At 43.2% G+C, this 26,989-nt stretch carries 18 protein-coding genes and 1 other RNA gene; 12 read left to right on the top strand and 7 right to left on the bottom strand.

The genetic code is table 11. From position 1 onward, the window contains the following. Window positions 1-35: 35 nt before the first annotated feature. From ABYU67_RS05890 to ffs, 4 genes are all read right to left on the bottom strand, one after another. On the bottom strand, window positions 36-1,880 hold the full coding sequence (locus tag ABYU67_RS05890) for an extracellular solute-binding protein (RefSeq protein WP_372844077.1): 1,845 nt from the start codon (window positions 1,878-1,880) through the stop codon (window positions 36-38). 265 nt (window positions 1,881-2,145) lie between these two features. Further along, window positions 2,146-3,255, bottom strand: a complete 1,110-nt coding sequence (serC, locus tag ABYU67_RS05885; protein WP_372844076.1) for a 3-phosphoserine/phosphohydroxythreonine transaminase — start codon at window positions 3,253-3,255, stop codon at window positions 2,146-2,148. 158 nt (window positions 3,256-3,413) lie between these two features. Continuing rightward, entirely contained in the window at window positions 3,414-4,304 is an 891-nt protein-coding gene (locus ABYU67_RS05880) for a hypothetical protein (protein WP_372844075.1), read from the bottom strand. 449 nt (window positions 4,305-4,753) lie between these two features. Continuing rightward, window positions 4,754-4,850, bottom strand: an RNA gene (gene ffs, locus ABYU67_RS05875) — signal recognition particle sRNA small type. Window positions 4,851-5,092: 242 nt separating this feature from the next. Here ffs and ABYU67_RS05870 point away from each other — a divergent pair. Then, complete coding sequence (locus tag ABYU67_RS05870) at window positions 5,093-5,812, top strand: SIMPL domain-containing protein (protein WP_372844074.1); 720 nt, start codon at window positions 5,093-5,095, stop codon at window positions 5,810-5,812. Between the two features lie 101 nt (window positions 5,813-5,913). On the opposite strand, the gene ABYU67_RS05865 is transcribed toward ABYU67_RS05870, so the two are convergent. Together ABYU67_RS05865 and glnA are read right to left on the bottom strand one after the other, a co-directional pair. Then, complete coding sequence (locus ABYU67_RS05865) at window positions 5,914-6,732, bottom strand: DUF4124 domain-containing protein (protein WP_372844073.1); 819 nt, start codon at window positions 6,730-6,732, stop codon at window positions 5,914-5,916. Window positions 6,733-6,936: 204 nt separating this feature from the next. Beyond that, complete coding sequence (gene glnA / locus ABYU67_RS05860; protein WP_372844072.1) at window positions 6,937-8,346, bottom strand: type I glutamate--ammonia ligase; 1,410 nt, start codon at window positions 8,344-8,346, stop codon at window positions 6,937-6,939. 780 nt (window positions 8,347-9,126) lie between these two features. Between glnA and ABYU67_RS05855 the strand changes: the two genes are divergently transcribed. The 4 genes from ABYU67_RS05855 to ABYU67_RS05840 all read left to right on the top strand — a co-directional run bounded on the left by ABYU67_RS05855 (window position 9,127) and on the right by ABYU67_RS05840 (window position 12,746). Then, window positions 9,127-9,750, top strand: coding sequence for an aminodeoxychorismate/anthranilate synthase component II (locus ABYU67_RS05855; protein WP_372844071.1), 624 nt, complete (start codon window positions 9,127-9,129; stop codon window positions 9,748-9,750). Window positions 9,751-9,791: 41 nt separating this feature from the next. Then, the gene (gene trpD / locus ABYU67_RS05850; protein ID WP_372844070.1) at window positions 9,792-10,922 is read left to right on the top strand and encodes an anthranilate phosphoribosyltransferase; all 1,131 of its coding nucleotides are present in this window, start codon (window positions 9,792-9,794) and stop codon (window positions 10,920-10,922) included. 92 nt (window positions 10,923-11,014) lie between these two features. Then, on the top strand, window positions 11,015-11,902 hold the full coding sequence (gene trpC, locus ABYU67_RS05845) for an indole-3-glycerol phosphate synthase TrpC (protein WP_372844069.1): 888 nt from the start codon (window positions 11,015-11,017) through the stop codon (window positions 11,900-11,902). A 112-nt stretch (window positions 11,903-12,014) separates the two neighbouring features. Then, on the top strand, window positions 12,015-12,746 hold the full coding sequence (locus ABYU67_RS05840; RefSeq protein WP_372844068.1) for a Smr/MutS family protein: 732 nt from the start codon (window positions 12,015-12,017) through the stop codon (window positions 12,744-12,746). Window positions 12,747-13,038: 292 nt separating this feature from the next. Here ABYU67_RS05840 and ABYU67_RS05835 read toward each other — a convergent pair whose 3' ends face one another. Further along, window positions 13,039-14,961, bottom strand: coding sequence for a mechanosensitive ion channel family protein (locus ABYU67_RS05835; protein ID WP_372844067.1), 1,923 nt, complete (start codon window positions 14,959-14,961; stop codon window positions 13,039-13,041). A gap of 345 nt (window positions 14,962-15,306) precedes the next feature. Here ABYU67_RS05835 and ABYU67_RS05830 point away from each other — a divergent pair, with 345 nt between their 5' ends. The 7 genes from ABYU67_RS05830 to ABYU67_RS05800 all read left to right on the top strand — a co-directional run bounded on the left by ABYU67_RS05830 (window position 15,307) and on the right by ABYU67_RS05800 (window position 26,915). Further along, window positions 15,307-17,187, top strand: coding sequence for a TonB-dependent receptor plug domain-containing protein (locus ABYU67_RS05830; RefSeq protein WP_372844066.1), 1,881 nt, complete (start codon window positions 15,307-15,309; stop codon window positions 17,185-17,187). Between the two features lie 318 nt (window positions 17,188-17,505). Beyond that, window positions 17,506-18,930 carry an adenosylhomocysteinase gene (gene ahcY, locus ABYU67_RS05825; protein ID WP_372844065.1) on the top strand — a complete coding sequence of 475 codons (1,425 nt, stop codon included), beginning with the start codon at window positions 17,506-17,508 and terminating at the stop codon, window positions 18,928-18,930. 13 nt (window positions 18,931-18,943) lie between these two features. Further along, complete coding sequence (locus tag ABYU67_RS05820; protein ID WP_372844064.1) at window positions 18,944-19,792, top strand: methylenetetrahydrofolate reductase; 849 nt, start codon at window positions 18,944-18,946, stop codon at window positions 19,790-19,792. 174 nt (window positions 19,793-19,966) lie between these two features. Further along, window positions 19,967-20,854 (top strand): 16S rRNA (uracil(1498)-N(3))-methyltransferase, encoded by an 888-nt coding sequence (locus tag ABYU67_RS05815; protein WP_372844063.1) that lies wholly within the window; start codon window positions 19,967-19,969, stop codon window positions 20,852-20,854. A 63-nt stretch (window positions 20,855-20,917) separates the two neighbouring features. Next, the gene (locus ABYU67_RS05810) at window positions 20,918-22,642 is read left to right on the top strand and encodes an EAL domain-containing protein (protein WP_372844062.1); all 1,725 of its coding nucleotides are present in this window, start codon (window positions 20,918-20,920) and stop codon (window positions 22,640-22,642) included. Window positions 22,643-23,021: 379 nt separating this feature from the next. Beyond that, the gene (locus ABYU67_RS05805) at window positions 23,022-24,815 is read left to right on the top strand and encodes an acyl-CoA dehydrogenase C-terminal domain-containing protein (RefSeq protein ID WP_372844061.1); all 1,794 of its coding nucleotides are present in this window, start codon (window positions 23,022-23,024) and stop codon (window positions 24,813-24,815) included. Window positions 24,816-25,130: 315 nt separating this feature from the next. Further along, the gene (locus ABYU67_RS05800) at window positions 25,131-26,915 is read left to right on the top strand and encodes an acyl-CoA dehydrogenase C-terminal domain-containing protein (RefSeq protein WP_372844060.1); all 1,785 of its coding nucleotides are present in this window, start codon (window positions 25,131-25,133) and stop codon (window positions 26,913-26,915) included. Window positions 26,916-26,989 lie beyond the last annotated feature (74 nt).

Raw genomic sequence — 26,989 nt, 5'->3', positions numbered from 1 at the left:
TGAAGCGAAAGCCTCATTATATTTATCAGCTTAGGCTAATGCTTTAAATATTGATTAACGCGTGCTTCTGCCTGTTTATCCGTCCACCAGTAATCAATACCGATGGCATTAGAGGGCAGTGTTTCAATATGACGGTATTGATTCCAATACGCGACATTGATACCAGATTTGCCATATAACGGCACCAAATAATAACCTGCACGCAGTAGGCGATCGAGCACATGCGTATATAAGACTATCTCATTGCGATTTTTAGCGTCGCCAAGTTTATTAATAACACTGTCAATCGCAGGGTTTTTAATACCGATGGTATTATGATTACCTGCTTCATCAGCCGCAGCACTGCCCCAAAAACCTACTTGCTCGGCACCAGGCGATAGGCTCTGAGCAAAAACGTCGACCACCATATCATAATCAAAACGACGCACGCGCTCATAATATTGTGGACCATCGACTTGGCGTAAGGTCGCATCAAAGCCCAAACGCTTTAGATTACGAATATAAGGCAATAGTACCCGCCCCATGGTTTCGCCCGTCATCAATATCTCAATTTGAGCCAATTTGCCATCTGGCTGATATAGCTGCATATCGTTATAATAGAAGCCCGCATCTAGTAATAGCTGACGCGCTTTTAGCAATCCCTCACGATTAAAGCCGCTACCGTCACTGGTTGGCAATTGCCATTCAGTCAATACCGCTTGGCGCTGCATTGGTTCAAGTTTAGCCAATAATGGACTCAACACCTGCATCTCTGCCTCTGTAGGCATACCAGTAGCAGCAAGCTCTGAGCCATGGAAGAAGCTTTGTAGGCGCTCATACTGCCCATGAAATAAGGTTTTATTCATCCATTCAAAATCATAAGCGGCAGTTAATGCTTGACGAACACGAATATCTTGAAAGATGGGACGACGCATATTCATGACGAGCCCTTGCATCGGCACTGGATTTTGACTGCTTATACTTTCTTTATTAATAAGGCCTGCCTCTACCGCAGGGAAATTATAGCCGGTTGCCCAGTTAGAGGCTTTATTCTCTGGACGAAAGCGATATTGCCCCGATTTAAACCCTTCAAAAGCAATCTCATCACTTTGATAATAGACAAACTTAATCATATCAAAATTATAACGACCACGATTGACCATCAAATCACGACCCCAATAATTGGGATCACGCACATAACTAACCGAACGTCCCGCATCGACGCGGCCAAGCTTGTAAGGTCCACTACCCATCAATGGCGTCAAAGTTATTTTTTCAAAATCAGCGTCGATAGAGGACTTGGCAAAGACAGGAAACTGTCCAACCGTTAATAAAATCTCTTTATTATCAGCAGAGGCAAAGACAAACTTTACTTGCTGCTTATTGATAATCTGAATGTCTTTGATATCGCCCAAATAACTGCGAATATACATTGGCCCTTTGTTCAATATCGCATCATAAGTAGCTTTGACATCATGACTGGTGACTGGCGTGCCATCCCAAAAGCGTGCGGCAGGATTGATATGGTAGATAATCCAGCTGGTATCATCAGGGTCATAAGTGACCTTACTTGCCAGCTGCGGATACATGGTAAAGGCTTCATTTAATGAGCCAGTCATCAAAGTATCATAGAGATAGTCGGTGCCAACCATTGCCACACCCGTGGTCATCCATTTATTAGCCGCGTTAAAAGTACCGCGGGCATCAAGCGATAACGTGCCACCGGTGGGCGCATTTGGATTGGCGTACGGCATAAACGGCGCATCGATATATTCAGTAGGACTATTATGACCAAGCGCCGTGGTTGTGATTGGCACCGCCATACTGGCTGGTATCCAGCTCGCCACTGCCCCTAGCGTTGCTACTAATAAGATGGTTTTTAGCGTGGTATTTTTTATCATAATAAAGTTATAACAAACCCCTGTGCTAAACCAATGACTATGATGATGACTGACCAAGATGCTGGACTATAACTACGAGTAGTCATTACCGCGAAATTTTATCATAACAAACTTAGATTTTTTAACCTAATGGTTTGCCGTATCAAAGTCACTCCACAACACATTATTCACCAATAACAGGCATCGTCATTCATAAAAAAGACATAACTCATAAAAAAAGACGCGACTTATAAAAGTGCGTCTTTTATCCAAAAACTGTCCCGATTTAAGCGTGCTTCTTTTCAAACGCAATCATAAAATCAACCAGTTGCTGTACCCAGTCTAGTGACACCGCGTTGTAGATACTGGCACGCATACCGCCAACATCACGGTGACCTTTTAGATATAGTAAACCTGCTGCTTCTGACTCTTCTAAAAACACTTTATCAAGGCTGCTGTCAGCCAAGGTAAACGGTACGTTCATGATAGAGCGATACTTAGGCTCTACTGAATTGTTATAAAAGCTGCTGTCATCGATGGTTTTATAGAGTAAATCCGCTTTTTGTTGATTGATTTTGCCGATAGCAGCGACGCCGCCCTGCTCTTCCAACCAATCAAAGACCAACCCTGCCAAGTACCAAGAGTATGTCGCTGGCGTGTTTGACATAGATTCTTTTTCGGCTTGGTGTTCATAGTTCATGAGTAATGGGCACCATTCACTTGCCTGTCCTAATAAATCTTCACGAATAATGACGATAGTCAGTCCTGCTGGACCGATATTCTTTTGCGCACCCGCATAAATCATACCAAATTTAGACACATCAATGGGCTGTGACAAAATGCAAGATGACATATCAACAACGATGGGCGCATCCACTGTCGGTGGCTCAAAGATTTGCACGCCATGGATGGTTTCGTTGGCACAGTAATGGAAATAGGCGGCATCTTTGCTCAGATTCCAGTCACTTTGGTCTGGCACGTCGGTAAAGTGACTGTCTTTGCCTGTTGCCACCAGATTGACTTCACCAATACCTAAATCGGCATAACGCTTTGCTTCTCTGATCGCTTTTCCTGACCATGCGCCCGTCGTCAAATAATCTGCGTGCCCATTATTTAATAGATTCAATGGAATGGCTGAAAACTGTAAGCTGGCACCGCCTTGTAAAAACAGCACTTTATAATTATCTGGAATGTCCATGAGCGAGCGCAATTTGGCTTCCGCTTTTTCAGTAATCGCGATGTACTCTTTACTTCGGTGGCTGATCTCCATTACCGACACGCCGCGTCCCTGCCAGTCTAGCAACTCTTCTTGAGCGCGTGATAATACAGCAGTCGGTATGGTAGCAGGTCCTGCTGAAAAGTTGGCTACACGGTTAGGGGCGGCTTTGGTGGTCATAATCATTATCCTAAATATGATGAAATCATCGTTGTTAGTTGGGATTTAAAACTTATGGGATTTGAAACTTAACAATTAAAACACGTCTTACAATCTTATTTTTACGTTATTATTTTAGTGACTAAAAACTCTCTAATCAGAAATGAGCAATACCTTGATTATAAATCAGTGGCACCAGAAACCATCTCCCAAAGCGTACGCTTTAAGCGACTGTCAAGCAACATCTCATCTAACGTTGGTGCAGCAGTAAGATTGGGGTGTTCAAGGCCATCAGGTAAGGCCGTCAACGCCAATACCTTTATCTCTTCGCTGCGCCCAATCTTAAAGACATATCCGGCAAAGCTCGCATTGGCAAGCTCGGCTGTATCCATGCCCTCACAGATAGGAAACGATGTCGTCTCACAAGCAATTGATAGCACTTGGGTGATATTTTTCCACAGTTTTTGGCTGTCATGATTGAGGGCTTGGATATCTACCAACATCACCCAATCACCATAGCGACCGCCTTGTAAGTCAAACGGCGCTACTTTTTTAAAGCCATCGTCTTTAAAACTATCATCTTCAAAGCTCGCAGCGTTATTGACATTATCAAGCGCCGTTTGTTGAACAACGGTCTCTACAAGGGAGGTAACAGCGGGCTTAGAGATTTCAGGAGCAGTTGAATCAAAGCTATAGGTAACGGGGCGTTGTTGATCAGAGTGGTTTGAACCTGCCTCATGAGCATCATAATAATGGTCAATAGAGGCATCATCTGCCATACCTGACAGCGCAACGTTTATCGCATCGATGTTTGAAGGCTCAACACTTGGCTGTGCAGTCGTCGCAGAAGAAGCAGTAGAATAAGAAGCTGTACTGGCATTAGCTGTAATCGGCGCAGAAGCCATCGAATCAGTAGCTAACAAATCGGGAAGAACAGGCGCAGAGATATCCGCGATATTTATGGTCTCAGAACTTGGCTGCACCCACTGATTGATACCCATCATCGCTAAAATCTGGCGCTGCTGCATACGATGCTGTAATACAACGAGCGGCTCTTGGATATCACTCATGCTTATTCACTATCCTACTTATGTCAAATGGGTGTGCTGTTTTGTACCATGTGCAGCTGAGCTAAAAATACCAATCAAAATAACATTAGGCAATCACTCTTATCTAGACCAACTATCGTATCGTGTAACATCATCATATGCAATGCCATCAACCCCTGTAGAGCATAATTATAATCTATCTGATAACTACTCTATTGTCTTTATACATCATAAGACCGTGCTAAATGCTGGTTTCAAAGCGTGTAAAACCCGTACTAACGAATAAACCTTTGTCGTTTTGGATATAGGAGATTCCATTGTATTTTAACCCATCTATAGCACTCATAACTCAGCATCAGACAATATTTAAGCGAAAAAAAAGCCCTTTATCATGAAGGACTTATTATGAAGATTTACAATTTTAAAGGAGCTGTATACTTTATAGTCAAATTTTAGGCAAAAAAAAGCGACTCCAAAAGCACATCCTCGGCACACATTATAACTATTACCGTTGCTACCTTCCGGTCCTGGCGGGGTTCATAGAACAATGTTGCGAGGCTACCAATGGAGCCACCAGATGCAAATTATACAAGAATTTTTTATTATTACAACCCCCATTGTAAAACTGTTCGCTTTTTTTTACGCCATGCGTCTGTAACTTAAGTGACAAAATTCTCACAGCGTTACTTTTAAATTTTGTTATTTTAGCTAAGAAGAGACAGTACTATAAAAAATGCCGAATAAATAAAATGCGTTTTTATGGCTGTTAAATTCACGTCTTCAAACACAATGATGTCATTCAGGAGATTATGATGAAAAACACTCTAAGCAGTAAAGCCGCTCTAGCCAGTGGCAGCGTACTTTTATTGACGGCAATGATGGGTAGCGCTCATGCAGCCCCAACAGGCTACGATCAGCTTACTTTTCAGGCGGAAGTAAAAGAGGAAGTTCAAAATGACGAGGTAACTGCCAGCTTATATAAAAAAGCGCAGGCAACGGATGCCAAAGCTTTGGCAACTACGCTAAATACCTCAATCAATAATGCGTTAAAAATTGCCAAGCGCTATCCGACTGTTACCGTCAGTACAGGGCAGCAGCGTACCTACCCTCGCTATGATAAAAACAATAAAATTATTGGCTGGACAGGACAGGCAAATATAGACCTCAAAAGTACGGATTTTACCGCGACCAGCCAGCTGATTGCTGATTTGCAAGAAACCTTGGTGATGGAAAATCTCAGCTTTGGTGTCTCAGACATTAAAAAGAATGCCCTCGAGCAGAAGCTCATGACCGAGGCTTCACGCGCCTTTCAGCAGCAAGCCAAAAACATGACGCGTGCATGGGATGCACGCGGCTATCGTGTCGTCAATGTCAATCTAAACACTGGTAGCAACTATCCTCGCCCGATGTATAATGCGATGAGTATGAAAGCTGAAGCGTCTGATGCCTCAGTACCAAGCCAAAACTTTGAATCTGGTAACAGCACCATCTCGGTCACTGCCAATGGGACGATTGAGTTAACCAAATAGATTTCTGTTTAGCTCATATAGAAAAACCGTTAAAAATAAAGGCAATCTCTGATATCAGCGATTGCCTTTATTGCCTCTATATAAGCTTGATAGTCAATTCTCTATTGTATTACTGGCTCCTCAAGGGTCATGGGCTTATCAACTATGGGCTTAGTAAATGACAGCATATTAGGCTGTTTGCCATCTTGACGCAGTTTTAATAATACTTTTTGGTGCCAAGGCAGGCGCTGATAAGCCAAAAGCTGCTCGGCTAGCTTTTTATTTTTTTGCAAGGTTTGCGTATTCTGAATAATATAAACGGTACGCTCTACCTGCCTTAAAGTCTGACCTTTCTTATCTTTTATCATAGCTTTTATGCTATGCGCGCCCGGCAGGATATCAACGGTCGAAATCGAGGTACGCAAACCTTGAGCTACCTCATTTCCATCAAACATAATACTTACGCTATCCCCCGCTTGTAGCGCTGGTTTTACTTGAACATTGACGTCAATACTTTGTGCTGGACGACGATAGGCGCGCTCTTCGCTCGGCTCAATCATGGTCAATTGATAACTGACGCGTGACGCTTGAGCTGAACTCGTAGCATTTGCCATCGCTGGCGGCGGCGTATTGCTAGCGACCACTGGGTTATTGGACACAGCAGGACCACTGTTTGCTACAGAGCTGTTATTGACGCCATTGGAAGAAGGGCGAGTATCTGTACTAACAGAGGTTTCACTAATTTGCTTGCCTGATGTATTCGCGTAGTTCTGCGGACGGTCGGTAAAAGTGATTTGACCCGTTTTTTCATCAACGATCTTGTAAATAGGCGCAGCACTCGTTATCGGTGCGTAGAAACTCGCGCTACTAACCATAAAACCCATCAGCAGGCTTAAAGTCATCTTTTTATGTAAAAAATTACTTTTTGGTAATAAAGTCATGATCAGTCAGCCTAATAAGTGTTTGTATCAATAGACAATCGATAGAGAGATGCCACTATTATGCGATATTTTTCCTATTAAAGCAGTATCGTCTGCATCAAAATTGTGTCAGCTCAGGTAACACAATTATTCAAGCAAAAAAAAACCAGCTAACATTTCGTTAGCTGGTTTTTCATTAGAATCATTAAACGTATTAGCTATAAATTAGCAGCTATAGTACAAGTCAAATTCAACTGGATGTACCGTGATATTGACGCGCTGCGCTTCTTCTTGTTTTAGCGCAATATAAGCCTCTAACATCTCTTTTGTAAAGACATCGCCTTTTAATAAGAACTCGTGGTCTTCTTTTAGTGCTTGTAATGCCATTTCTAAGTTTTCAGCAACCGTTGGGATCAGTGCTTCTTCTTCTGGTGGCAAATCATACAAGTTTTTATCAGCGGCTTCGCCTGGATGCATTTTGTTTTGAATACCGTCAAGACCTGCCATCAATAGTGCTGCAAACGCTAAGTATGGGTTGGCTGCTGGATCAGGGAATCGCGCTTCAACACGTACCGCTTTTGGGCTGCTGACGTGCGGGATACGAATAGAGGCTGAGCGGTTAGAGGCTGAATAAGCAAGTTTAATAGGCGCTTCATAATGAGGCACTAGACGCTTGTAGCTGTTGGTCGATGGATTGGTAATTGCATTAAGCGCACGGGCGTGTTTAATGATACCGCCAACGAAATACAATGCCGTTTCAGACAAGCCAGCATATTCATCACCAGAGAAGGTATTGACGCCATCTTTTGAGATTGAGATATGGACGTGCATACCAGAACCATTGTCACCAACGATAGGCTTTGGCATAAAGGTTGCGGTTTTGCCAAACTGATGCGCAACATTATGTACCGCATATTTGAGTTTTTGCACCTCATCTGCTTTACGTACAAGGGTATTAAAAGCAACGCCAATCTCTAACTGACAAGGCGCAACTTCATGGTGATGGACCTCGATACAGCCTTCACCAATCATATCTTCGATGCGATCGCACATGACAGTACGCATGTCTTGTGAGCTATCAACCGGTGGTACTGGTACATAGCCGCCTTTAACACGTGGGCGATGACCCATGTTGCCCCACTCATAGTCTTTGTTACTTGACCAAGCAGCTTCTTCAGCGACGATTTCATGACTGACACCAGACATGTTTACAGACCATTTTACTTCATCAAATACAAAGAACTCAGGCTCAGGACCAAAATAAGCCGTATCGCCAATACCAGTAGATTTTAAATACTCTTCAGCGCGGCGTGCGATAGAGCGTGGGTCACGATCATAACCTTGTAGGGTTGATGGCTCAATGATGTCACAAGTTACAACGACTGTCACAGCATCAAAGAACGGGTCAATAAAAGCGGTCTCAGGATCAGGGCGCAATATCATATCTGATGCTTCAATCCCTTTCCAACCAGCAATCGATGAGCCATCAAACATTTTGCCATCTTCCATCGATTCTTCATCAACGCTATGAGCTGGGAAGCTCATATGATGCTCTTTACCGCGGGTATCAGTGAAGCGAAAATCGACCCATTTGGCGTTGGATGATTTGATCAGATCAAGTAGTTTATTTGACATAGATAGTTTCCCTTGTGATTATCATGGTACTGAAATTATGGTGGTGGCATTGTACTGCTAAACAGTGCTGATGTTCAAAGTTACGATTTTTACTCGTTACTCATCCTAATAGTCAGTATCCGTCTTTATTATTAATGACACATTTTTATCAATCAGACAAATGCAATTGCTATTTTAGCAATATCTTACCAGCAATGTTGCACTGTTCAGACGCTGATTGATAAATACGTTGTTCAGTAAAGTAATAAAAGATACTTATGGCTTATAAAGATGCAACAGCCATGCCAACCTAGTAATCTTTACTATATTTAATTAACATCTCTTAAATAATAGCAATAAATACAATGGCTTAAATAAAAACCTGACTTATTTTTGATAGAAGCCAATATAGTAGAGGCATGTCTGGTAATAAATCCTGTTAAACAAAAATTCCAACAAAAGCACTGTAAAAGCGCATAAATAAGAATATATACAGTGCATATGCACCATTAAAGTGCACACGTAACATATTTTGACCTACTTTAGGCGATAGCATTATATCCTTTTACCTGACATCGACATCAAACGCACTGCTAGCTATCAACAGCCAACCTATAGAATCATCACATTTGATAGACGACAAAATAATGTTAAGATAACGACGCCATAAAACCTTTACGCTTAAATGAGTGACGAAAGCGATCTGCAAGCGCTGTCATATGCTGCAAGCACTGTCATATAAAGGTATTCATTAACTATCAATCAATACCAAAAGCAAGTATCTCAATAAGTTGAAGCCTCATGATTCTGATGATCGATAATTACGACAGCTTTACGTACAATATTGTACAGTACTTCGGTGAGTTGCAGCAGGACATCACTGTTTGTCGTAATGATGAGATTAGCATTGCGCAAATAAAAGCGCTTGCGCCTGATGTCATCGTTATCGGTCCTGGACCCTGTACCCCGGACAGTGCTGGCATCTCACTTGAATTGATCGATACCTTTAAAGGGAGGATACCGATATTGGGTATCTGCTTGGGTCATCAAGCCATCGGACAGGCGTTTGGCGGTAACATAGTCAGAGCAAATGAGGTCATGCACGGACGCTTATCTGCTATTTATCATAATGGCCAAGGGGTGTTTATGGATTTACCCAATCCTGCCCATTTTACCCGCTATCATTCGCTGGTTATCGACAAACAAAGCTTACCGGACGGCTTTGAGGTCACGGCTTGGACACAGCATAACGATGGCACTGTAGAGGAAATCATGGGTATACGTCACCGCGATTTTGCCATTGAGGGCGTGCAGTTTCATCCTGAATCTATTTTAAGCGAAGCAGGCTATCAGCTGCTTAATAACTTTTTACAGGCGCACCATTTGGCTATGATTGACAGCGATAATTTGCCGCAGGTAGGCTAATCGTTATTTAAAAATGTAAAATAATAATAAGTGAGAATATAATGACCACCGCTCCATTTCAGACCCTACTTTCGAATGTAACTCATACGCCAGAAGACATCCATCAGCTGTCAGATGAGAATATTCATACGCTACTGACCACCGCTTTAGGCAGAATTTTTCAGCATATTGATCTGACCTTTGATGAGATGTATCAAGTAATGCTCATCATCATGCAAGGCAGATGTAGCGATGCTATGATGGGCGCTATCTTGACCGGTCTGCGTATGAAGGGCGAATCCATCGATGAGATTACCGCCTCGGCAAGTGCCATGCGTGCTTTAGCGGCCAATATCGCCCCAAAAGACTGTCGCTATATGGTCGATATCGTTGGCACAGGTGGTGATGGTGCGAACTTATTTAACGTCTCAACAGCGGCAGCGCTGGTAGCCGCAGCCGCAGGTGCACAGGTTGCCAAACATGGTAACCGCGGGGTTTCAACCAAATCTGGTAGCTCAGATTTACTTGAGCAAGCGGGTATCAGCCTTTCGCTGACGCCTGAACAAGCGCAAGCTTGTATCGAGGACCAAGGTATTGGGTTTTTGTTTGCGCCAAATCATCATAGCGCCATGCGTTATGCCAATCCGGTACGCCGTGAGCTAAAGTCGCGGACGATTTTTAATATTTTGGGGCCACTCACCAACCCAGCTGGTACGCCCAATTTGGTCATTGGCGTCTTTACTGCGCAGTTATGTGAGCCTTTAGCAAAGGTCATGAAAAATCTAGGCGCGCGCCATGTGATGGTCGTTGGTGCAAAAGATGGCTTGGATGAAATCAGCCTTGCAACCTCGACAACCGTCGCTGAATTAAAAGATGGTCAGATTTCTGTCTATGATATGATGCCAGAAGATGCGGGTATTGAATCACAAACCTTAATTGGCTTAGATGTAGACTCACCGGCGCAAAGCCTTGAGCTGATACGGGCTGCGTTATCAGGTACAGAGACTCATGATCGCGCTGTGCTAAAAGCGCGTGATATGATAGCGTTAAATGCAGGTGCCGCGATCTATACTGCCGGACTTGCCAGCAATTATCCGAACGGCGTGAGCCGCGCACAAAAAGTGATCCAAAATGGGGATGCTTTAATAAAGCTTGAGTCTTTGGCACACTATACGCAGCAACTGACAAGCTAGCAATTCACAAATTCACAACCACTGCTTGCTGTATCAGTCTGTAAATTTAACTCTCATCGATTATTTATCTTTAACCGTATTTGGATACCGCCATGACCACTAACACGACAGCACAAGCAAATATTCCTTCAGTATTACAGCGTATCGTTGCCACCAAGCATGACGAAGTTGCTGCTGCTCGTACAGTGTTATCGCTTGAAGACTTACAAGCACAAGTCGCCGCGGACAAACAACCGCGTCGCGGGTTTGCCAATGCCCTGCGCGCCGCTAATATCGGTATTATTGCTGAGATTAAAAAAGCCTCGCCTTCTAAAGGTATTATCAATCACAATTTTGCGCCGGCCGAATTTGCCAAGCAATATGAGCAAGCAGGCGCAACTTGCCTGTCTGTATTGACAGATCGTGATTATTTCCAAGGTGATGACAGCTATTTAATCCAAGCGCGTGACGCTTGTCGCCTACCGATATTGCGTAAAGACTTTATGATTGATGTTTATCAGATCTATCAGTCATATCTGCTCGGCGCAGACTGTATATTACTCATTATGGCCTGTCTTGATGACGCACAGGTACATGAGCTGCATGCGCTAAGCATCGAGCTTGGCATGGATGTGTTGATCGAGGTGCATACGGCAGAAGAGCTTGAACGCGCCTTACAGCTGCCACATTCAGAGCACAATATCTACGGTGTTAACAACCGTAATTTAAATACCTTTGATGTGGATTTGCAGACAACACTCGACTTAAAGAACACTTTGTTACGTGAGCTTGCCATCGATGATGCGCTGTCTGCTAATCCCAATGACAGCCTGCCACGCCCTCTTATCGTGACTGAAAGTGGCATTCATAACAGCGATGATATTCGCATGATGTTAAGCCATCATATCCAGAACTTTTTAATCGGTGAGCAGTTTATGAAGACCGATCATCCCGGACAAGCATTACAATCCTTACTTGCGAGCGTCGCAGCACAGGCGTAAAGTAAGCTAATATATTAAGTATTTTCGGCAGAGCCATTATGGCGTAGGTCATGGCTTTGAGTATTTCAGCTTTTATTCTCTTTATTCACTAACCAACGATACATTCATAATTATGTCAAATTCTCTATTTTCAAAAGAAATGCAAGATCAACTCAAAGAGCTAAAAGGTCAATTGAGTAAAGGTCGTGATACCACGTCAGTTGATGGTGACAATGGTAAGCCGACTGAGCCTGTGTCTCTATTGACCCAAAAGCAAGTCAAAAAAACCGTTAAGCAGATGGACTCAGAGCATATCGATGATGATAAAGTGCTGTTTATGCAAGCCATGCATGGCGTCAATCAGTTAGAAGATAAAAATGTCCGCTCGCCTGCAAATGTAGCAAAAGCTAAAAAGCCCGATGCAGCGACACTGTCGAAACGTGCTGCAGCTCAAGGTGGTGAAGCAAGCGACTTGGGCGCAGGTTTATCAGATATGCAAGCGCTATTAAATCCTGTTGCCGGTGAAGCCTACTTATCTTATAAAAACCCTACCCTACAAAACAAAATTTTTACCCAATTAAAACAAGGTAAATTGCGTTGGTATGATGCGGTCGATATTCACGGCTGCACGATTGAAGAAGCACGCGTGGCAATGACCCAATTGCTCAGTCAAGCAAAGCAAAACAATGAAACATCCGTAAAAATCGTCCACGGCAAAGGCAGTGAAGCAATTCTAAAAACCTGCGTCAACGGTTGGTTACGTCAATTGCCAGAAGTATTGGCATTTTGCTCAGCCCCGCCAAAAGATGGCGGCAATGGCGCGGTATTGGTTTTGCTAAAGAAATCTAAGACCGATGCCGAATAAGTTTTAGTATAAATCATAAAAGGACTGCTGATTGGCAGTCCTTTTTTCTATCAAAAAACCGCTCATAGGTTTAATAATGACTGCCAAAAATCCCCATAGGCTCCTATAATCAGTCCAATATAAAAAAGATACAGTAAAGCTGGCATAAATTTTTTGTAGCCTCCATTGGCTCCATTGGCGTAGGCACAGCAAGCTAGAAAAATTTATACCAGTTGTACGTTGTCAGATAAGGCATCTATTTTATTGAGCATCGACTAGACAACGTGTTATTGATTTGAGCGTTATTTACGCCTTATTTTTTTGTTCTTGGAAATTTAAAACTGTCTTTTACCTGTTTAAACTTCAATCTAGCCAACGTATGAGCGCTACTTTTATGGATAGCTTTGTAACTATTTTCTGATAAAGGATTTTCTGGCGTCTGTTTTGGTTCAGGCTCTGGCTGCTTATTTTCAGTATCAGTATCAACAGCATCACTATCTTTGCTTACATTAACGGATTTAGGCTTATCATCGGCAGCTTCTTGTTTGTCGGTTTTCTTATCAATCGCCTCGCTTTCATGATCCAATTCAGACTGAAGCTCTGGTTGCTTGACAATCAGCTGCTGTGTTGGCAGGGCATGCTCTACATCATACTTTCTAACTTGCATTAATAGATCAACGAATAACATGTCTTGTTTTTCATAGAACTCAACGATACCAGTGGCATTAATATAGGCTTGTAGCTGAATAATATAACAATCTTGACGCAGCTCTAAGATATTGACTTGGTTCCATTCTTGATTGGTGAGCTCATGCTCATCCAAAAACGTATCCAAATGCTTGACCATTTGAAACACCACATCAATATCAGCGGTACGCTTGATATATAGCTGATGCAAAAAGCGGAACATATCACGCGAGGTAAAGTTTTCAATTTGCATCGATGAAAAGTCACCATTAGGTACCGTGACGATAGTACGAGTCAAGGTACGCACGCGTGATGAGCGGATACCGATATCGATGACGGTGCCTTCATAGGTGCCAAATTTGCAATAATCACCGATACGCACCGGCGAATCTGCGACCACCACCACACTACCGACTAAGTTTTCAATGGTCTTTTGCGCCCCTAACGCTAACGCCAAACCACCGACCCCCAACGCTGCAATACCGGTCGTCAGATCAAAGCCCAGATTACCGAAAATCACGATGGTGGCGAATATCAACAGCAGTGCTTTAACGATTTTGCGCAATAAACCCAAAATAGAGACACGCTCAGTATAATTTTTCTTATAGCTTAAGTTGACCGCTCGTGTAAATATCGCATCGATAACTCGCAGTAATAGCCAAGTTGTCGCAAGCCAAGAAGCAATGTCTGTATAACGATTGATAGGCTCACGCAGCGTTACTGACACTCCCGCGTATACCATCACCTCAGATAAAATCAGCGCCATAATCACGACTGCTAATGGCAATATGACTCTATCTGGCAATGGTAGCGGTACACCACGGACACGCGGATAAACGATTTTTAATAAATGATACAGCAGCCATACCGCAATATAGGTCAATATAAAACTACTGACAATCATGGTTAACGCTGCAAATAAATCCGCCATCTGATAACCAAACAGCTTTTTACCTTCTAGCGAATCGACAGTATAGCGAGAAACCAACGTCGGCTCATAGTTCTCTATCGCCTCTGGTACTGAGCTCAGGGTATCGGTAGAAAACTGCCAATACTGCTCCCCCTCTTTTGACACCACCCTTTCAAGTAATAAAGGAATACTTTTATCACTGACATTGATGACCCCGACATTTTCTTGGCTTGGCGGTAGCTGGTCAGTCAAATTACCTTCAGGCGTATTATTAATTTGCAAATCAGGCTGAAAACGTCCGCCTGCATCCAGTGCCTGCTTAAACTGTCTTACAATGGTTGTGGGATTGTCAGATTTAGACAGATTTAAGTAATTACTCGCCAGCAAATAATCATTTTCACCCAATGCTTTAAGAAACCCTTGCACCGTATTTCGAGGTGTATCACGTCCGAACGAATCAGGTATCGATGTGCTGGCAGTCTCGTCATTACTACCCCCTACGCCAAGGATGCTTGCTTCAGCAGCAAATGCCTGATTGGGTAATAACACACTCAACAGCATCACAAGCAAAAATACGATCGCTATTAATGGTATTTTGATGATTGAGTGTAGTGAAGACAACTCAGAGCTGGGTATCATAGGAGTCAGGCGATACTTAATAGACAAAATAAACCTCATGGCTTTGTGAATGGTATGACGCGCAACAGGACAAACCTGCCACTATAATAGCAATTATGAGGATAAAGAATATCACTGGTGAACAAAAAATTGATAGGTAGTATGCTCATTACTCACAGTAATCGAGAGTAGCTGATAATGAATAATACTCATCTTATGATGAATAAACATTGAGTGAAAATGGTTTATAAATGAGGCGCTTTTGTAGATAATGACGCCATGTAATCTATTTATTACTTTTTGTTATATTTAGACGCTAAGACTTCTCTTCTGTAACTTCTTTATTTGATTAATTTGGAATTCAACATGGTTTTATCACCTTCATCTTCAACCACTTATCTGCGGTTATGTATTTTAAGCGCGCTTGGCGCATTTGCTATGAGCGCTACTGCCGCGACTGACGACACTAGCATCAGCGATAGCGAACTACCACAAGTTGAGCTTGATAAAATCGTCGTGACCGCGACACGTACACCGACCAAAACCAGCAATGTGATTGCTCAGACTCGAGTAATCGATCAAGAAGATTTAAAGCGTTTCCAAGGTCAAACGATAATGGAGGTCTTAAGACGTCAGCCAGGTTTTAGCATCAAACAAGACGGTGGTGTCGGTACAAGCAGTAATTTTTATATGCGCGGGTATAGTAGTAATCAAATTTTAGTACTTATCGATGGAATACGTTATAGTTCAGCGAGTCTTGGTAACGCTAACCTTAATTTATTACCTGCCGATCAAATTGATCGTATCGAAATTTTATATGGTGCTTCTGGCTCTAGTATTTATGGTGCAGATGCCATGGGCGGCGTGATTCAAATCTTTACTAAAGGTGCTAATATAGAAAAAAGCAACTTTTCTGTTACCGCCGGGGTCGGCTCACACGACCACTATACTTATGGTGCTAGTGCACAGCTTGCTAACGAACACGGCACTGCATTAAGCCTTTCAGCAAGCCATAACGAAACTAATGGATTTAACGCTCTTTCACCTAATCCCGTTAACAGTAATTATAATGCGGATGACGACGGCTTTGAAAGTAACAACTTTAGTATCGCCCTAAACAAGCGTATTAATGAGCAATGGTTGGCAGGAGCTAGCGCTTTATATAGCAAGTCGACCACTGAATTTGATGCTGGTACAGTATTAAAAGACGCTTATGCTGATCAAGAAAATGGTTCTGCCCAAGCCTTCGTTGATTGGCGCTACCTACCGGGATCTTCCGTAAAACTACAGTACGGACATTCTATCGATAAAAGTGATACCTACGATAACTTCCCTAGTACTTTTGATACTAAGCAAGATCAAGTTAGCTTATTGGGTCAACATAAATTAACGGTTGGTCAAGGAATTTATGGCTTAGAGTATCTTAATCAAAGTCTCGATAGTACCTCCTACGAGATTGATAACCGTGATGTGAAGAGTGCATTTTTAGGTTACGTATTAGCGAGTAACCAATTCGATGTACAAGCAAACCTGCGCTTTGATGACAACTCTCAATATGGCAACCAGACTACTTATAACTTAGGTGGTGCTTACCATATTAATCCTAATCTACGTATCGGTACTAGTTATGCCAAAGGTTTTCGCGCCCCTACCTTTAATGAAATATACCCTGGCTACGGCGGAGACCCTGATCTAAAACCTGAAACTAGCGATAACTATGAAATATTTGCTGAATATAATGACACTCTTCAGTCTACTCGTCTAACTGGTTATCATAATGAAGTGGATGACTTAATTGCTTATCTCAATGGTACCGCTACAAACATAAATGCAGCTAAAACTAAAGGAATATCGCTAACCTCAGATTGGGTTGTAAACGATTACTTATTTGGTGGCAGCTATGACTATCAGCAAGCAAAAGATAGTGACGATGGCAAATTTCTTGCATTTCGCCCTGAACATTCAGGTCTAATTTATACTGGCTATCGTCTATCGAATTTGGATATACGCGCTGAAGTTGAGTATGTTGGTAAACGTTATAGCTCAAGTTATGACGAACTAGATAATTACACTCTTTTAAATATTAGTGGCAATTATCATATTAATCCAAATCTGATACTTAGCAGTCGTCTTAATAATATAACTAATAAAGACTATACGACCAATGAAAATTATGGTCAATATGGTGCACGTTATAACCAAGACGGCACCAATTTTTTCACCTCTTTAACATATAACTGGTTCTAAACTTACTTAGTCCAAAATAAAAACCATATTATTAATAATCAAGGTCATCAATCGATGGCCTTTTTTTATGACTTATCGACTTACCATTTATATCAGCCAATAGGTGACAAATTAACCGCCATCTATTACAATAATCACCCTCCGAGAGGTGTTGCGCCATAATATCTGTATTGCATTTAAGCTTTAAAGCCATGCTAATCAGTCCTTATGTTAGGCTCGGTAACTGTTTATTACCATTTTTGGTTATGAACAGCGCAAATAACGGCACCTGCGTTTTTATTCTTTTTATCATACCTTAACCACTGATAGGAGCATATTATGGACGCAGTGTCTAACACCCCATCTGCCCATACGATCGACCCCTTTTTCACTGACTATAAAGTCGCTGACATTAGCCTTGCTGACTATGGTCGCCGTGAAATCACCCTAGCCGAAGCCGAAATGCCTGCCCTTATGGGCTTGCGTCGTCGCTACGAAGCCGATCAGCCGCTTAAAGGCGCGAAAATCGCTGGTTGTATCCACATGACGATTCAGACTGCCGTCCTTATCGAGACACTCGTCGCGCTAGGTGCTGAAGTACGCTGGACTTCATGTAATATCTTCTCAACTCAAGACCATGCTGCTGCTGCGATTGCTGCTGCTGGTATCTCTGTTTATGCTTGGAAAGGCGAAACCGAAGAAGAATATGAATGGTGCTTACGTCAACAAATCCACGTTGGCGGCGAAGAATCAGGTCAACTTTGGGATGCTAATTTAATCTTGGATGATGGCGGTGATTTAACGGCTTTGATTCATAATGATTATGCCCAAATGCTTGATAGCATCCATGGTATCTCAGAAGAGACGACTACAGGCGTGCATCGTTTGGTTGAGATGCTAAATAAAGGTACGCTAAAAGTGCCTGCTATCAACGTCAATGACGCGGTTACCAAGTCTAAAAATGACAATAAATATGGCTGCCGTCATAGCTTAAATGACGCTATCAAACGTGCAACTGATATGTTCCTTGCTGGTCGCCGCGCTTTAGTTATCGGTTATGGTGATGTAGGTAAAGGCTCTACGCAAAGCTTACGTCAAGAAGGCATGATTGTACGTGTCTCAGAAGTTGATCCTATCTGTGCGATGCAGGCATGTATGGATGGCTTTGAAGTATTGTCACCGTACATCAATGGCGATAACACTGGCGGCGCAGAAAACATCAACAAGCGCTTGCTTGAAGATACGGATATGATCGTTACTACTACTGGTAACTATCATGTTTGCGATAGACATATGCTAGCAGCGCTAAAACCTGGTGCCGTCGTTTGTAACATCGGTCACTTTGACACCGAAATTGACACGCAGTTTATGCGTGACAACTGGCGCTGGGTTGAAATTAAGCCACAAGTGCATCAAATTTTCCGCTCAGATGATGAAAACGATTATTTGATTTTGCTTGCTGAAGGTCGCCTAGTAAACTTGGGTAACGCTACTGGTCACCCATCACGCGTAATGGATGGCTCATTTGCCAACCAAGTATTGGCGCAAATGTATCTGTATGAAGAAAAATTCGCTGACTTGCCAGCCGACGCACGTACTGACAACTTATACGTTAAAGTACTGCCTAAGAAGCTCGACGAAGAAGTGGCCGCTGCGATGGTTGCTGGCTTTAACGGTACCTTAACGAAGCTGACTGAAAAACAAGCGGAGTATTTGGGCGTGCCTGTTGAAGGTCCATTTAAGCCTGACGCTTATAAATACTAAAAGGAGCCAGACTGTGACTAAGCCTGCTTTCTCCTTTGAGTTTTTCCCGGCCAAAACCGAGCTAGGTCATGAAAAACTACTCAGCACTTATGATGAGTTAAATAAGCTGTCTCCTGCGTACTTTTCGGTGACTTATGGTGCGGGCGGTTCAACCCGTAGCCGTACGTTAGATATTGTTCAAGCATTATGCGCGCGCGGTGATACTGATATTGCGCCGCATATGTCTTGTATCGGTGATGACAAAAGTGAAATTGCCGAACTGCTTGAGCATTATAAAAGCTTAGGTATTAAGCGCTTGGTCGCATTACGGGGCGATTTGCCGTCAGGTCAAGTCGGTATGGGCGAGCTGCCGTTTGCGTTAGACTTGGTTAAGTTTATCCGCGAGCATTCAGGCGATCACTTTCATATCGAGGTCGCAGCCTATCCTGAGATGCATCCACAAGCGCGTAGCTTTGAGTCTGATGTCGACAACTTGGTGAATAAATATCAAGCGGGCGCCAATGCATCAATCACACAGTTTTTCTATAATGCGGACAGCTATTTGTATCTGCGTGACACCTTAGAAAAACGCGGTATTGATACGGTTGCACAGCCATTGGTTGCTGGCATCATGCCAATTACCAACTCTAGCAATCTGATGCGTTTTGCTGATAGCTGCGGCGCTGATATTCCACGTTACGTGCGTAAACAGTTGGCTGACTTCGGCGATGACCGTAACGCTATTCGTGAGTTTGGCTTTAATGTCGTCTACCGCTTATGTGAGCGCCTAATCAATGAGGGCGTACCTGCCATGCATTTTTATAGCATGAACAAGGTTGAGCCAAACAAGCGCTTACTCGAAGCACTTGGCTTAACGGCATAAACCTTTATCGAATATATCACTGAATGACTGGCGTTCTTAGGAGCGCCAGTCTTTTTTGGTATGGGAATTGCAGTTATACAAATTCTGCTAATAACAATCCATTTACCCACTTAAATGATATTTTGCTAAGATAGTGACGATATATCATGACTCCCATTATAGGAATAAGTAATTTTGCGACGTTTCTTTTATGCGACTGGCAGCGAATCTGGTACGGATGTTGTCAATGAAAAGGCGGTAACCTACCCTCAGCTTAGCACCTTGCCTATTGGTGCCAGCGTCGAATTGACCGAAAGTATTGTCCATCATTGGTGCCGTGTGTTACGCGCCAATATTGGTGATAAAGGGGTGTTATTTGATGGCTTCGGCGGTGAGTATCAGGTACAGCTACAAACCATCAGTAAAAAACAGGCCGCTGTCACTCTATTGGCTCATGTTGATGCGGATCGTAGTGCGTCTGTATTTACTAAAATCGGGCTGGTCATGAGTCGCGGCGAGCGAATGGATTATGCCATCCAAAAATCCACTGAGCTTGGGGTCACTGCCATTCAGCTGTTAACCAGCCATCATGGTGAGGTTAATTTAAAACCTGCTCAAGTAGAGAAAAAATTGGCCCATTGGCAGCAAGTCGCCATCGCCGCCTGTGAGCAATGCGGACTTAACCGTCCACCCCTTATCATTGCGCCTGTGTCTATTGAAGACTGGTTAAATAAGCCAGTAGGTAGTGATATAGCATTGGCGATCAGCCCTATGATGGCTGAGCTTAGCCAAGACCCTTATTATCAAGTATTACAGCAACCAGCAGATTTGCGTCTGCAACTGAGCGTACCGGCAGCAGGACAACCAGCAATGCCAAAGGCACTGCCAGCAGTCTTAACCCAGCCGTCTCCTTATATTGAGCTGCTGATAGGCCCTGAGGGCGGATTGAGTGATGAGGAATGCAGGCAGGCACAAAGCGTCGACTTTGAATCTTGGCAAATTGGCACAAGAGTCTTACGTACCGAAACTGCTCCCGTCGTTGCCTTAGCGTCATTGGCGACCCTACATGCGTTAAGTCAGTAGTGGCCATCTTGCTCTCCTTCACCACCTCTGCTTATTTTTTAATTTCACTGCTATGAGTCCATTATGACTGCGTTCACACCAATGCCACAGGCGGACAAACATCAATTACTGGTCAAACTGTGCGAGCAATTTGAAGACGCGATCTTCATACTGGACAAAAAACTGCGCTATCTATCCGTCAATGCAAGCTATGAGCGGATGATTGGCTATACGGAAAAGTTTTTACTGGGCCGCCCGCTCGGCATCTATGCGGCTGAGTTTTTATCCGAAGATGAACAGGCAGTGCTGAGAAATCTGATTAATAGTTTAGACAATACAGGATTTTGCGAGATTGATTTTTCGATGGCAAATCGCTACGGACAGAATCTCGATTGCCATATCACTTATCGCAAAATCTATTTGGAAGAAACCCATTATTATGTCGGTACCATACGTAATATGGCGACGTTGGCTAAAAACAGAAAAAAGGTCGCCCACTTGCTAAATTACGACCAACTGACTGGACTGCCAAACCGTAAAGTGTTCTTGAGTCAAACCAGTGAGCTGTTGTTAGACAGCTATCAAGAGGTGGTGGTGGTACGCTTTAACATCGACCGTTATCGCAACCTAGCAAGCTTGCTAGGCCCTGATGGCATCAACAGCTTAATCAAAAAATTTGTACAGCGTGTTAAAGATCTAGAGCTTGGTTGTTTACACTGTTTTTCTCACTTTGGCGGTGACGATTTTGCTTTACTGTTTGAATGTAGTGATGCCAATATGGTGCGCCATCAGCTAGACAGCTTGATGCAGATGTGTGAGCGTCCTTTTTTTATCAGTGATGATGGCGCCACAAATACCGAAGTCTATTGTCATATCTCTGTCGGGGTCAGCTATTTCCCTGAAGACGGCAATGAGTTTATCGGCCTGTTAACCAAAGCTGAAAAAGCCTTGAATTACGTCAAACAGCAGGGCGGCGATGATGTCTGTTGGTATCATAAATCTAGTAATGAGATGAATGGACACGATATACAGTTGGAATCTGAGCTTAGGACGGCTAGCAACGCATGCCAGTTCGTCCCTTATTACCAACCAAAGTTTGCTTTAGATACGGGCGTCATTAGCGGTTTTGAGGCACTGGTACGCTGGCAACACCCTAGCCGTGGTTTACTCAGACCCGTCGATTTTATGGATGCAATCATCTCTCATAAACTGTCGTTTGAGCTATTTTCACAAATGGCAAATCAAATTGCCAAGCAACTGGCTGTTTGGCGAGATTTGGGCTTCGATCAGCACATCTGTATTAATGCCGATGCAGCAGAATTCAGCAATCCAGAGTTTTTTGATTTGGTCAGTAACCTACTGATGCAGCATCAGATTGCACCGCATCAACTACATATCGAGGTGACAGAGTCTTCTTTGATGAAGCGCCATGACAATGTAAGAAAGCGCCTTGATATGCTCAAAGAGCTTGGGGTTTGTTTGGCTTTAGATGATTTTGGTACTGGGTACGCTTCTTTGAGCTATCTGCAAGAATACCCGTTTGATTTTATAAAAATCGATAAAAGTTTTATCTCAAAAATCACCGCAGATAAAACCCAGCGCGCTATTGTCCAAGCGATTTTGACATTGGCAAAGGCACTTGACATGCAGGTTATTGCCGAGGGTATCGAAAACGAGCAGCAGCGCGATTTTTTATTGGCGATGGGCTGCCAGTATGGTCAAGGCTACTGGTTTGGTAAACCCATGTCTGCTGAAGTTGCAACCAACATGTTAATGAAACAACATGCGTCTAAAAAAACCGGTCATTAGGGAGCCTGTCTAAGATACCTTTATAACGTTCCGCTACCCCATCGCTAGATATTCTTCGTATGTAAGCTATATTGTACATAGGATGCAAGACAGGTTGATGACTTATCAGTGCTATCACCAAACTTGTATAATCGCCTATGAAAGCCTATCTTTTATAGTGAATTTGTTAGAGCTTATTAAGTTTCAAGCTTACTCTGACCATCGCCACTCTTTTCAATACTATTTTATATAGCCGACAACCTCATCAATCTGCATGATTGCCTAGCATTTATTTGGGCTCGTTAGATTCATATGGGCCAGACTTGCGCACCAAATAACGGTGCAATCATGCGTCTAACCTTGATGATTATTGGCTATATTCTCAAAAGGACAGGAAGTTATGCAATATAAAGCGCCCTTACGTGATATCCAATTCGTGATGCATGAGTTACTTGATAGCGAAAGTCACTATAAAACCTTGCCTGCGTTCCAAGAAGCGGATCGTGAATTGATGGATAGCCTGTTTGAGATGGCGGCAAGCTTTGCTGAAAATGAGCTGTCACCATTAAATCAAAGCGGTGATGCTGAAGGCTGCCAATTTAACAATGGTCAAGTCACCACGCCAAAAGGCTTTAAAGAAGCATATAAGCAATACTGTGAGCTTGGCTTCCCAGCCTTGTCTGCTGAAGAAGCATTCGGTGGTCAAAACATGCCGTTCTCATTGTCAACGGTCATCAATGAGATGGTTGGTACCGCGAACTGGTCATTCTCTATGTACCCTGGCCTATCGCATGGCGCCATCCAAACCATCGAACACCATGGTACGGATGAGCAAAAACAAACTTACCTAGAAAAAATGGTCAGCGGCGAATGGTCAGGTACCATGTGTTTGACTGAAGCCCATGCAGGCTCTGATTTGGGTATTATCCGCACCAAAGCTGAACCTAATGATGACGGCACTTATAGCATTACCGGTCAGAAAATCTTTATCTCAGCCGGTGAGCATGATTTAACAGATAACATTATCCATATCTGTTTAGCCCGTCTACCAGGTGCGCCTGCTGGCACCAAAGGCATCTCGCTGTTTATTGTCCCTAAAATAATGGTCAATAAAGACGGCAGCTTAGGCGAAAATAACAATGTTGTTTGTGGTTCTATCGAGCACAAAATGGGTATCAAGGCCTCAGCGACTTGCGTGATGAACTTCGATGGCGCAACAGGTTATCTCATTGGCCCAGAAAACCGTGGTCTACAGTGTATGTTTACCTTTATGAACGTCGCTCGTATCGGTACTGCAGTTCAAGGTTTAACCGCAGCAGAATATGCGTTCCAAGGCTCATTAATGTATGCCAAAGACCGCTTAGCAATGCGTTCACTATCGGGTGCCAAAGCGCCAGAAAAAGTCGCTGACCCTATCATTGTACATCCAGCCGTTCGTAACATGCTATTGACCGAAAAAGCCTTTGCTGAAGGTGGCCGTGCTTTGGTCTATTACCTCTCACATTTTGCTGATACTGTGGCAAAAGGCGAAGGCGATGAGCTGAAATTTGCTGACCAAATGCTGTCACTACTTACACCGATTGCTAAAGCATTCTTGACTGAAACAGGTCTAGAAGCGGCAAATCATGGCGTACAGGTGTATGGTGGTCATGGCTTTATCAGCGAATGGGGCATGGAGCAAAATGTTCGCGACACGCGTATCGCTTGCTTGTACGAAGGTACCACTGAAATCCAAGCGCTTGACCTACTAGGCCGTAAAGTACTTGGCTCACAAGGCAAACTGCTTGCAAACTTCGTCAAGATCATCCAGACATTTTGTGAAGAAAATAAAGAAAACGACGCGATGGGTCAGTTTATCCGCCCACTTGCCAAACACGTCAAAGAATGGGGCGATTTGACCGCTCGTATCGGCATGCAAGCGACTGAAAATCCAGATGCGGTCGGCGGCGCGGCGGTTGATTATATGTATTTTAGCGGTTATGTGACACTTGCCTACTTATGGGCTCGTATGGCATTAGTCGCGCAAACTGAGCTTGCTAATGGTAGCAGCGAACAAGCTTTCTACGACGCCAAAGTAAAAACGGCGCAGTTCTATTTTGCCAAGCTATTGCCACGTACCACCACTCACGTACAGCGTATCAGCACTGGTGTTGAGCCATACATGAGCATGGATGTTGATCAGTTTGCGTTTTAAGTAGACATTAAACATTACTACTGTATTTTTATCGGCAACATACTCAGGTATGTTGCCGATTTTCTTGGCGTTATTAAAATGTATAATGAGTCGAGTCAACAATTTCAAATATTTAACTCTTTATAAAAATCTATCTTTCTTTTTATAAAGGCTATTCTTTATCAATATTTTTGGTGTACGCACAATTCACGAAGAAACACACCCGTGCGCAAGCTTATTTGCTAAACTTTGCTGATTAACTGCTAAGGTTAGACCAGAAGAACAATTGATATTTTAACAACTTTAATTTTATTTATGTGAACCAAAGGAATGTTTATGGCTGTTTATAATGCCCCTCTAAATGACATGCGTTTTATCCTAAATGATGTATTTAACGCGCCTAAATTTTGGCAAAATAACGAAAAATTAGCTCATGTCGATATGGAAACCGTCGATATTATCTTAGAAGAAATTGCAAAACTGTCAAAAAACATTCTCTTGCCAATCAACCGCAGCGGTGACGAAGAAGGCGCAACCTTTGAAGGTGATGGCGTTGTCACGACTCCGACTGGTTTTAAAGAAGCGTATAAGCAGTATGCAGAATCAGGCTGGGTTGGCTTAAGTGGTAATGCTGAATACGGCGGTCAAGGTTTCCCAAAAATGGTCACCATGCTGACTGAAGAGATGGTATTCACTGCCAATCAATCATTTGCCCTCTACCCTAACCTAACCGTTGGCGCGACGCTTTGCTTAAATGCCGCAGCCTCTGAAGAGCAAAAACAAACTTACTTAGAGAAAATGTATAACGGCGAATGGTCGGGCACCATGTGCTTGACTGAGCCGCATGCTGGTACTGACTTGGGTATCATCAAAACCAAAGCGGTGCCTAATGATGATGGTAGCTATGATATCTCTGGTACCAAAATCTTTATCACCGGCGGTGAGCATGACCTAACCGAAAACATCATTCATTTGGTACTCGCAAAAACCCCGAATGCACCAGAAGGCTCAAAAGGTATTTCACTATTTGTGGTACCAAAATTCTTGGTCAACGCTGATGGCAGCTTAGGCGAACGCAACACTTTAGCGGTTGGCTCTATCGAGCACAAAATGGGCATCAAAGCCTCTGCTACTTGTGTCATGAACTTTGACAACGCCAAAGGCTGGATGGTTGGCGCAGAAAACACCGGCTTGTCGTCAATGTTTATTATGATGAACTACGAGCGTGTCACCATGGGCTTACAAGGCCTTGGTGGTTCAGAGCTTGCTTACCAAAACGCTGCTTTATATGCTAATGACCGTGGTCAAGGCCGTAGTGACACCCAGCTTCAAAGCCCAGAAAAACCTGCCGATGCCATCATTCATCATGCCGATGTACGCCGCATGCTGTTAAATGCTAAAGCCAACACTGAAGCATCACGTTGCTTTGCCATGTACGTGGCCAAAAACCTTGATGAAGAGAAATTTAGTACCGATCCAGAGGCCGCTCAAGCTGCTGCGGCACGTGTTGCATTACTGACGCCAGTAGCTAAAGCGTTCTTGACCGACAAAGCGTTAGAGGCGACTATTGATTGCCAGCAAGTATTTGGTGGTCACGGCTATATCCGCGAATGGGGTATGGAGCAAATCGTTCGTGATACCCGTATTGCGCAGATTTATGAAGGCACCAACGGTATTCAAGCACTTGATTTATTAGGCCGTAAAGTTACAAAAAACAATGGCAGATACGTCACTCATTTTTTAGGTGAGATTCGTGATTTTGTCAATAATATGCAAGCGGACCATGGTATCAAGCAAGCAACATTAAATGCTGCAGATACCATCGAAGCGCTAACCGCGACCGTGCTTAGCAATATTGGTGAGCGTAAGAATGAAATCAATGGCTGCGCGGTTGACTATATGCATGCCTTTGGTTACCTCGCCTACTCATATATGTTTGCCTTGATGGTCGAAGCAGCTAACGGTAAAGAAGGCGATTTTTACACCAATAAAGCCAAGCTTGCCGATTATTTCGTTGGTCGTATCTTGCCACGTATCGTAGCCCATGCACAGATGGTACAAGCTGGCAGTGACCCGATGATGAACTTTGATCTAAATTACTTTGATGTACCTGCTAGCTAATTTTTTACTTTTATAATAAAGTAAGCCTACCGCACTATGATAAAAGGGACAGTCACGCTACTGTCCCTTTTTTT

The organism is Psychrobacter sp., assembly GCF_041554015.1.
GTDB lineage: Bacteria > Pseudomonadota > Gammaproteobacteria > Pseudomonadales > Moraxellaceae > Psychrobacter.
This window is presented reverse-complemented; position numbering and strand designations above follow the sequence as displayed.

Excerpts from the sequence above, each read along its gene's own strand:
- ABYU67_RS05890 (WP_372844077.1), bottom strand. The coding sequence starts at position 1,880 with ATGATAAAAAATACCACGCTAAAAACCATCTTATTAGTAGCAACGCTA.
- serC (WP_372844076.1), bottom strand. The coding sequence starts at position 3,255 with ATGACCACCAAAGCCGCCCCTAACCGTGTAGCCAACTTTTCAGCAGGA.
- ABYU67_RS05880 (WP_372844075.1), bottom strand. The coding sequence starts at position 4,304 with ATGAGTGATATCCAAGAGCCGCTCGTTGTATTACAGCATCGTATGCAG.
- ABYU67_RS05870 (WP_372844074.1), top strand. The coding sequence starts at position 5,093 with ATGATGAAAAACACTCTAAGCAGTAAAGCCGCTCTAGCCAGTGGCAGC.
- ABYU67_RS05865 (WP_372844073.1), bottom strand. The coding sequence starts at position 6,732 with ATGACTTTATTACCAAAAAGTAATTTTTTACATAAAAAGATGACTTTA.
- glnA (WP_372844072.1), bottom strand. The coding sequence starts at position 8,346 with ATGTCAAATAAACTACTTGATCTGATCAAATCATCCAACGCCAAATGG.
- ABYU67_RS05855 (WP_372844071.1), top strand. The coding sequence starts at position 9,127 with ATGATTCTGATGATCGATAATTACGACAGCTTTACGTACAATATTGTA.
- trpD (WP_372844070.1), top strand. The coding sequence starts at position 9,792 with ATGACCACCGCTCCATTTCAGACCCTACTTTCGAATGTAACTCATACG.
- trpC (WP_372844069.1), top strand. The coding sequence starts at position 11,015 with ATGACCACTAACACGACAGCACAAGCAAATATTCCTTCAGTATTACAG.
- ABYU67_RS05840 (WP_372844068.1), top strand. The coding sequence starts at position 12,015 with ATGTCAAATTCTCTATTTTCAAAAGAAATGCAAGATCAACTCAAAGAG.
- ABYU67_RS05835 (WP_372844067.1), bottom strand. The coding sequence starts at position 14,961 with ATGATACCCAGCTCTGAGTTGTCTTCACTACACTCAATCATCAAAATA.
- ABYU67_RS05830 (WP_372844066.1), top strand. The coding sequence starts at position 15,307 with ATGGTTTTATCACCTTCATCTTCAACCACTTATCTGCGGTTATGTATT.
- ahcY (WP_372844065.1), top strand. The coding sequence starts at position 17,506 with ATGGACGCAGTGTCTAACACCCCATCTGCCCATACGATCGACCCCTTT.
- ABYU67_RS05810 (WP_372844062.1), top strand. The coding sequence starts at position 20,918 with ATGACTGCGTTCACACCAATGCCACAGGCGGACAAACATCAATTACTG.
- ABYU67_RS05805 (WP_372844061.1), top strand. The coding sequence starts at position 23,022 with ATGCAATATAAAGCGCCCTTACGTGATATCCAATTCGTGATGCATGAG.
- ABYU67_RS05800 (WP_372844060.1), top strand. The coding sequence starts at position 25,131 with ATGGCTGTTTATAATGCCCCTCTAAATGACATGCGTTTTATCCTAAAT.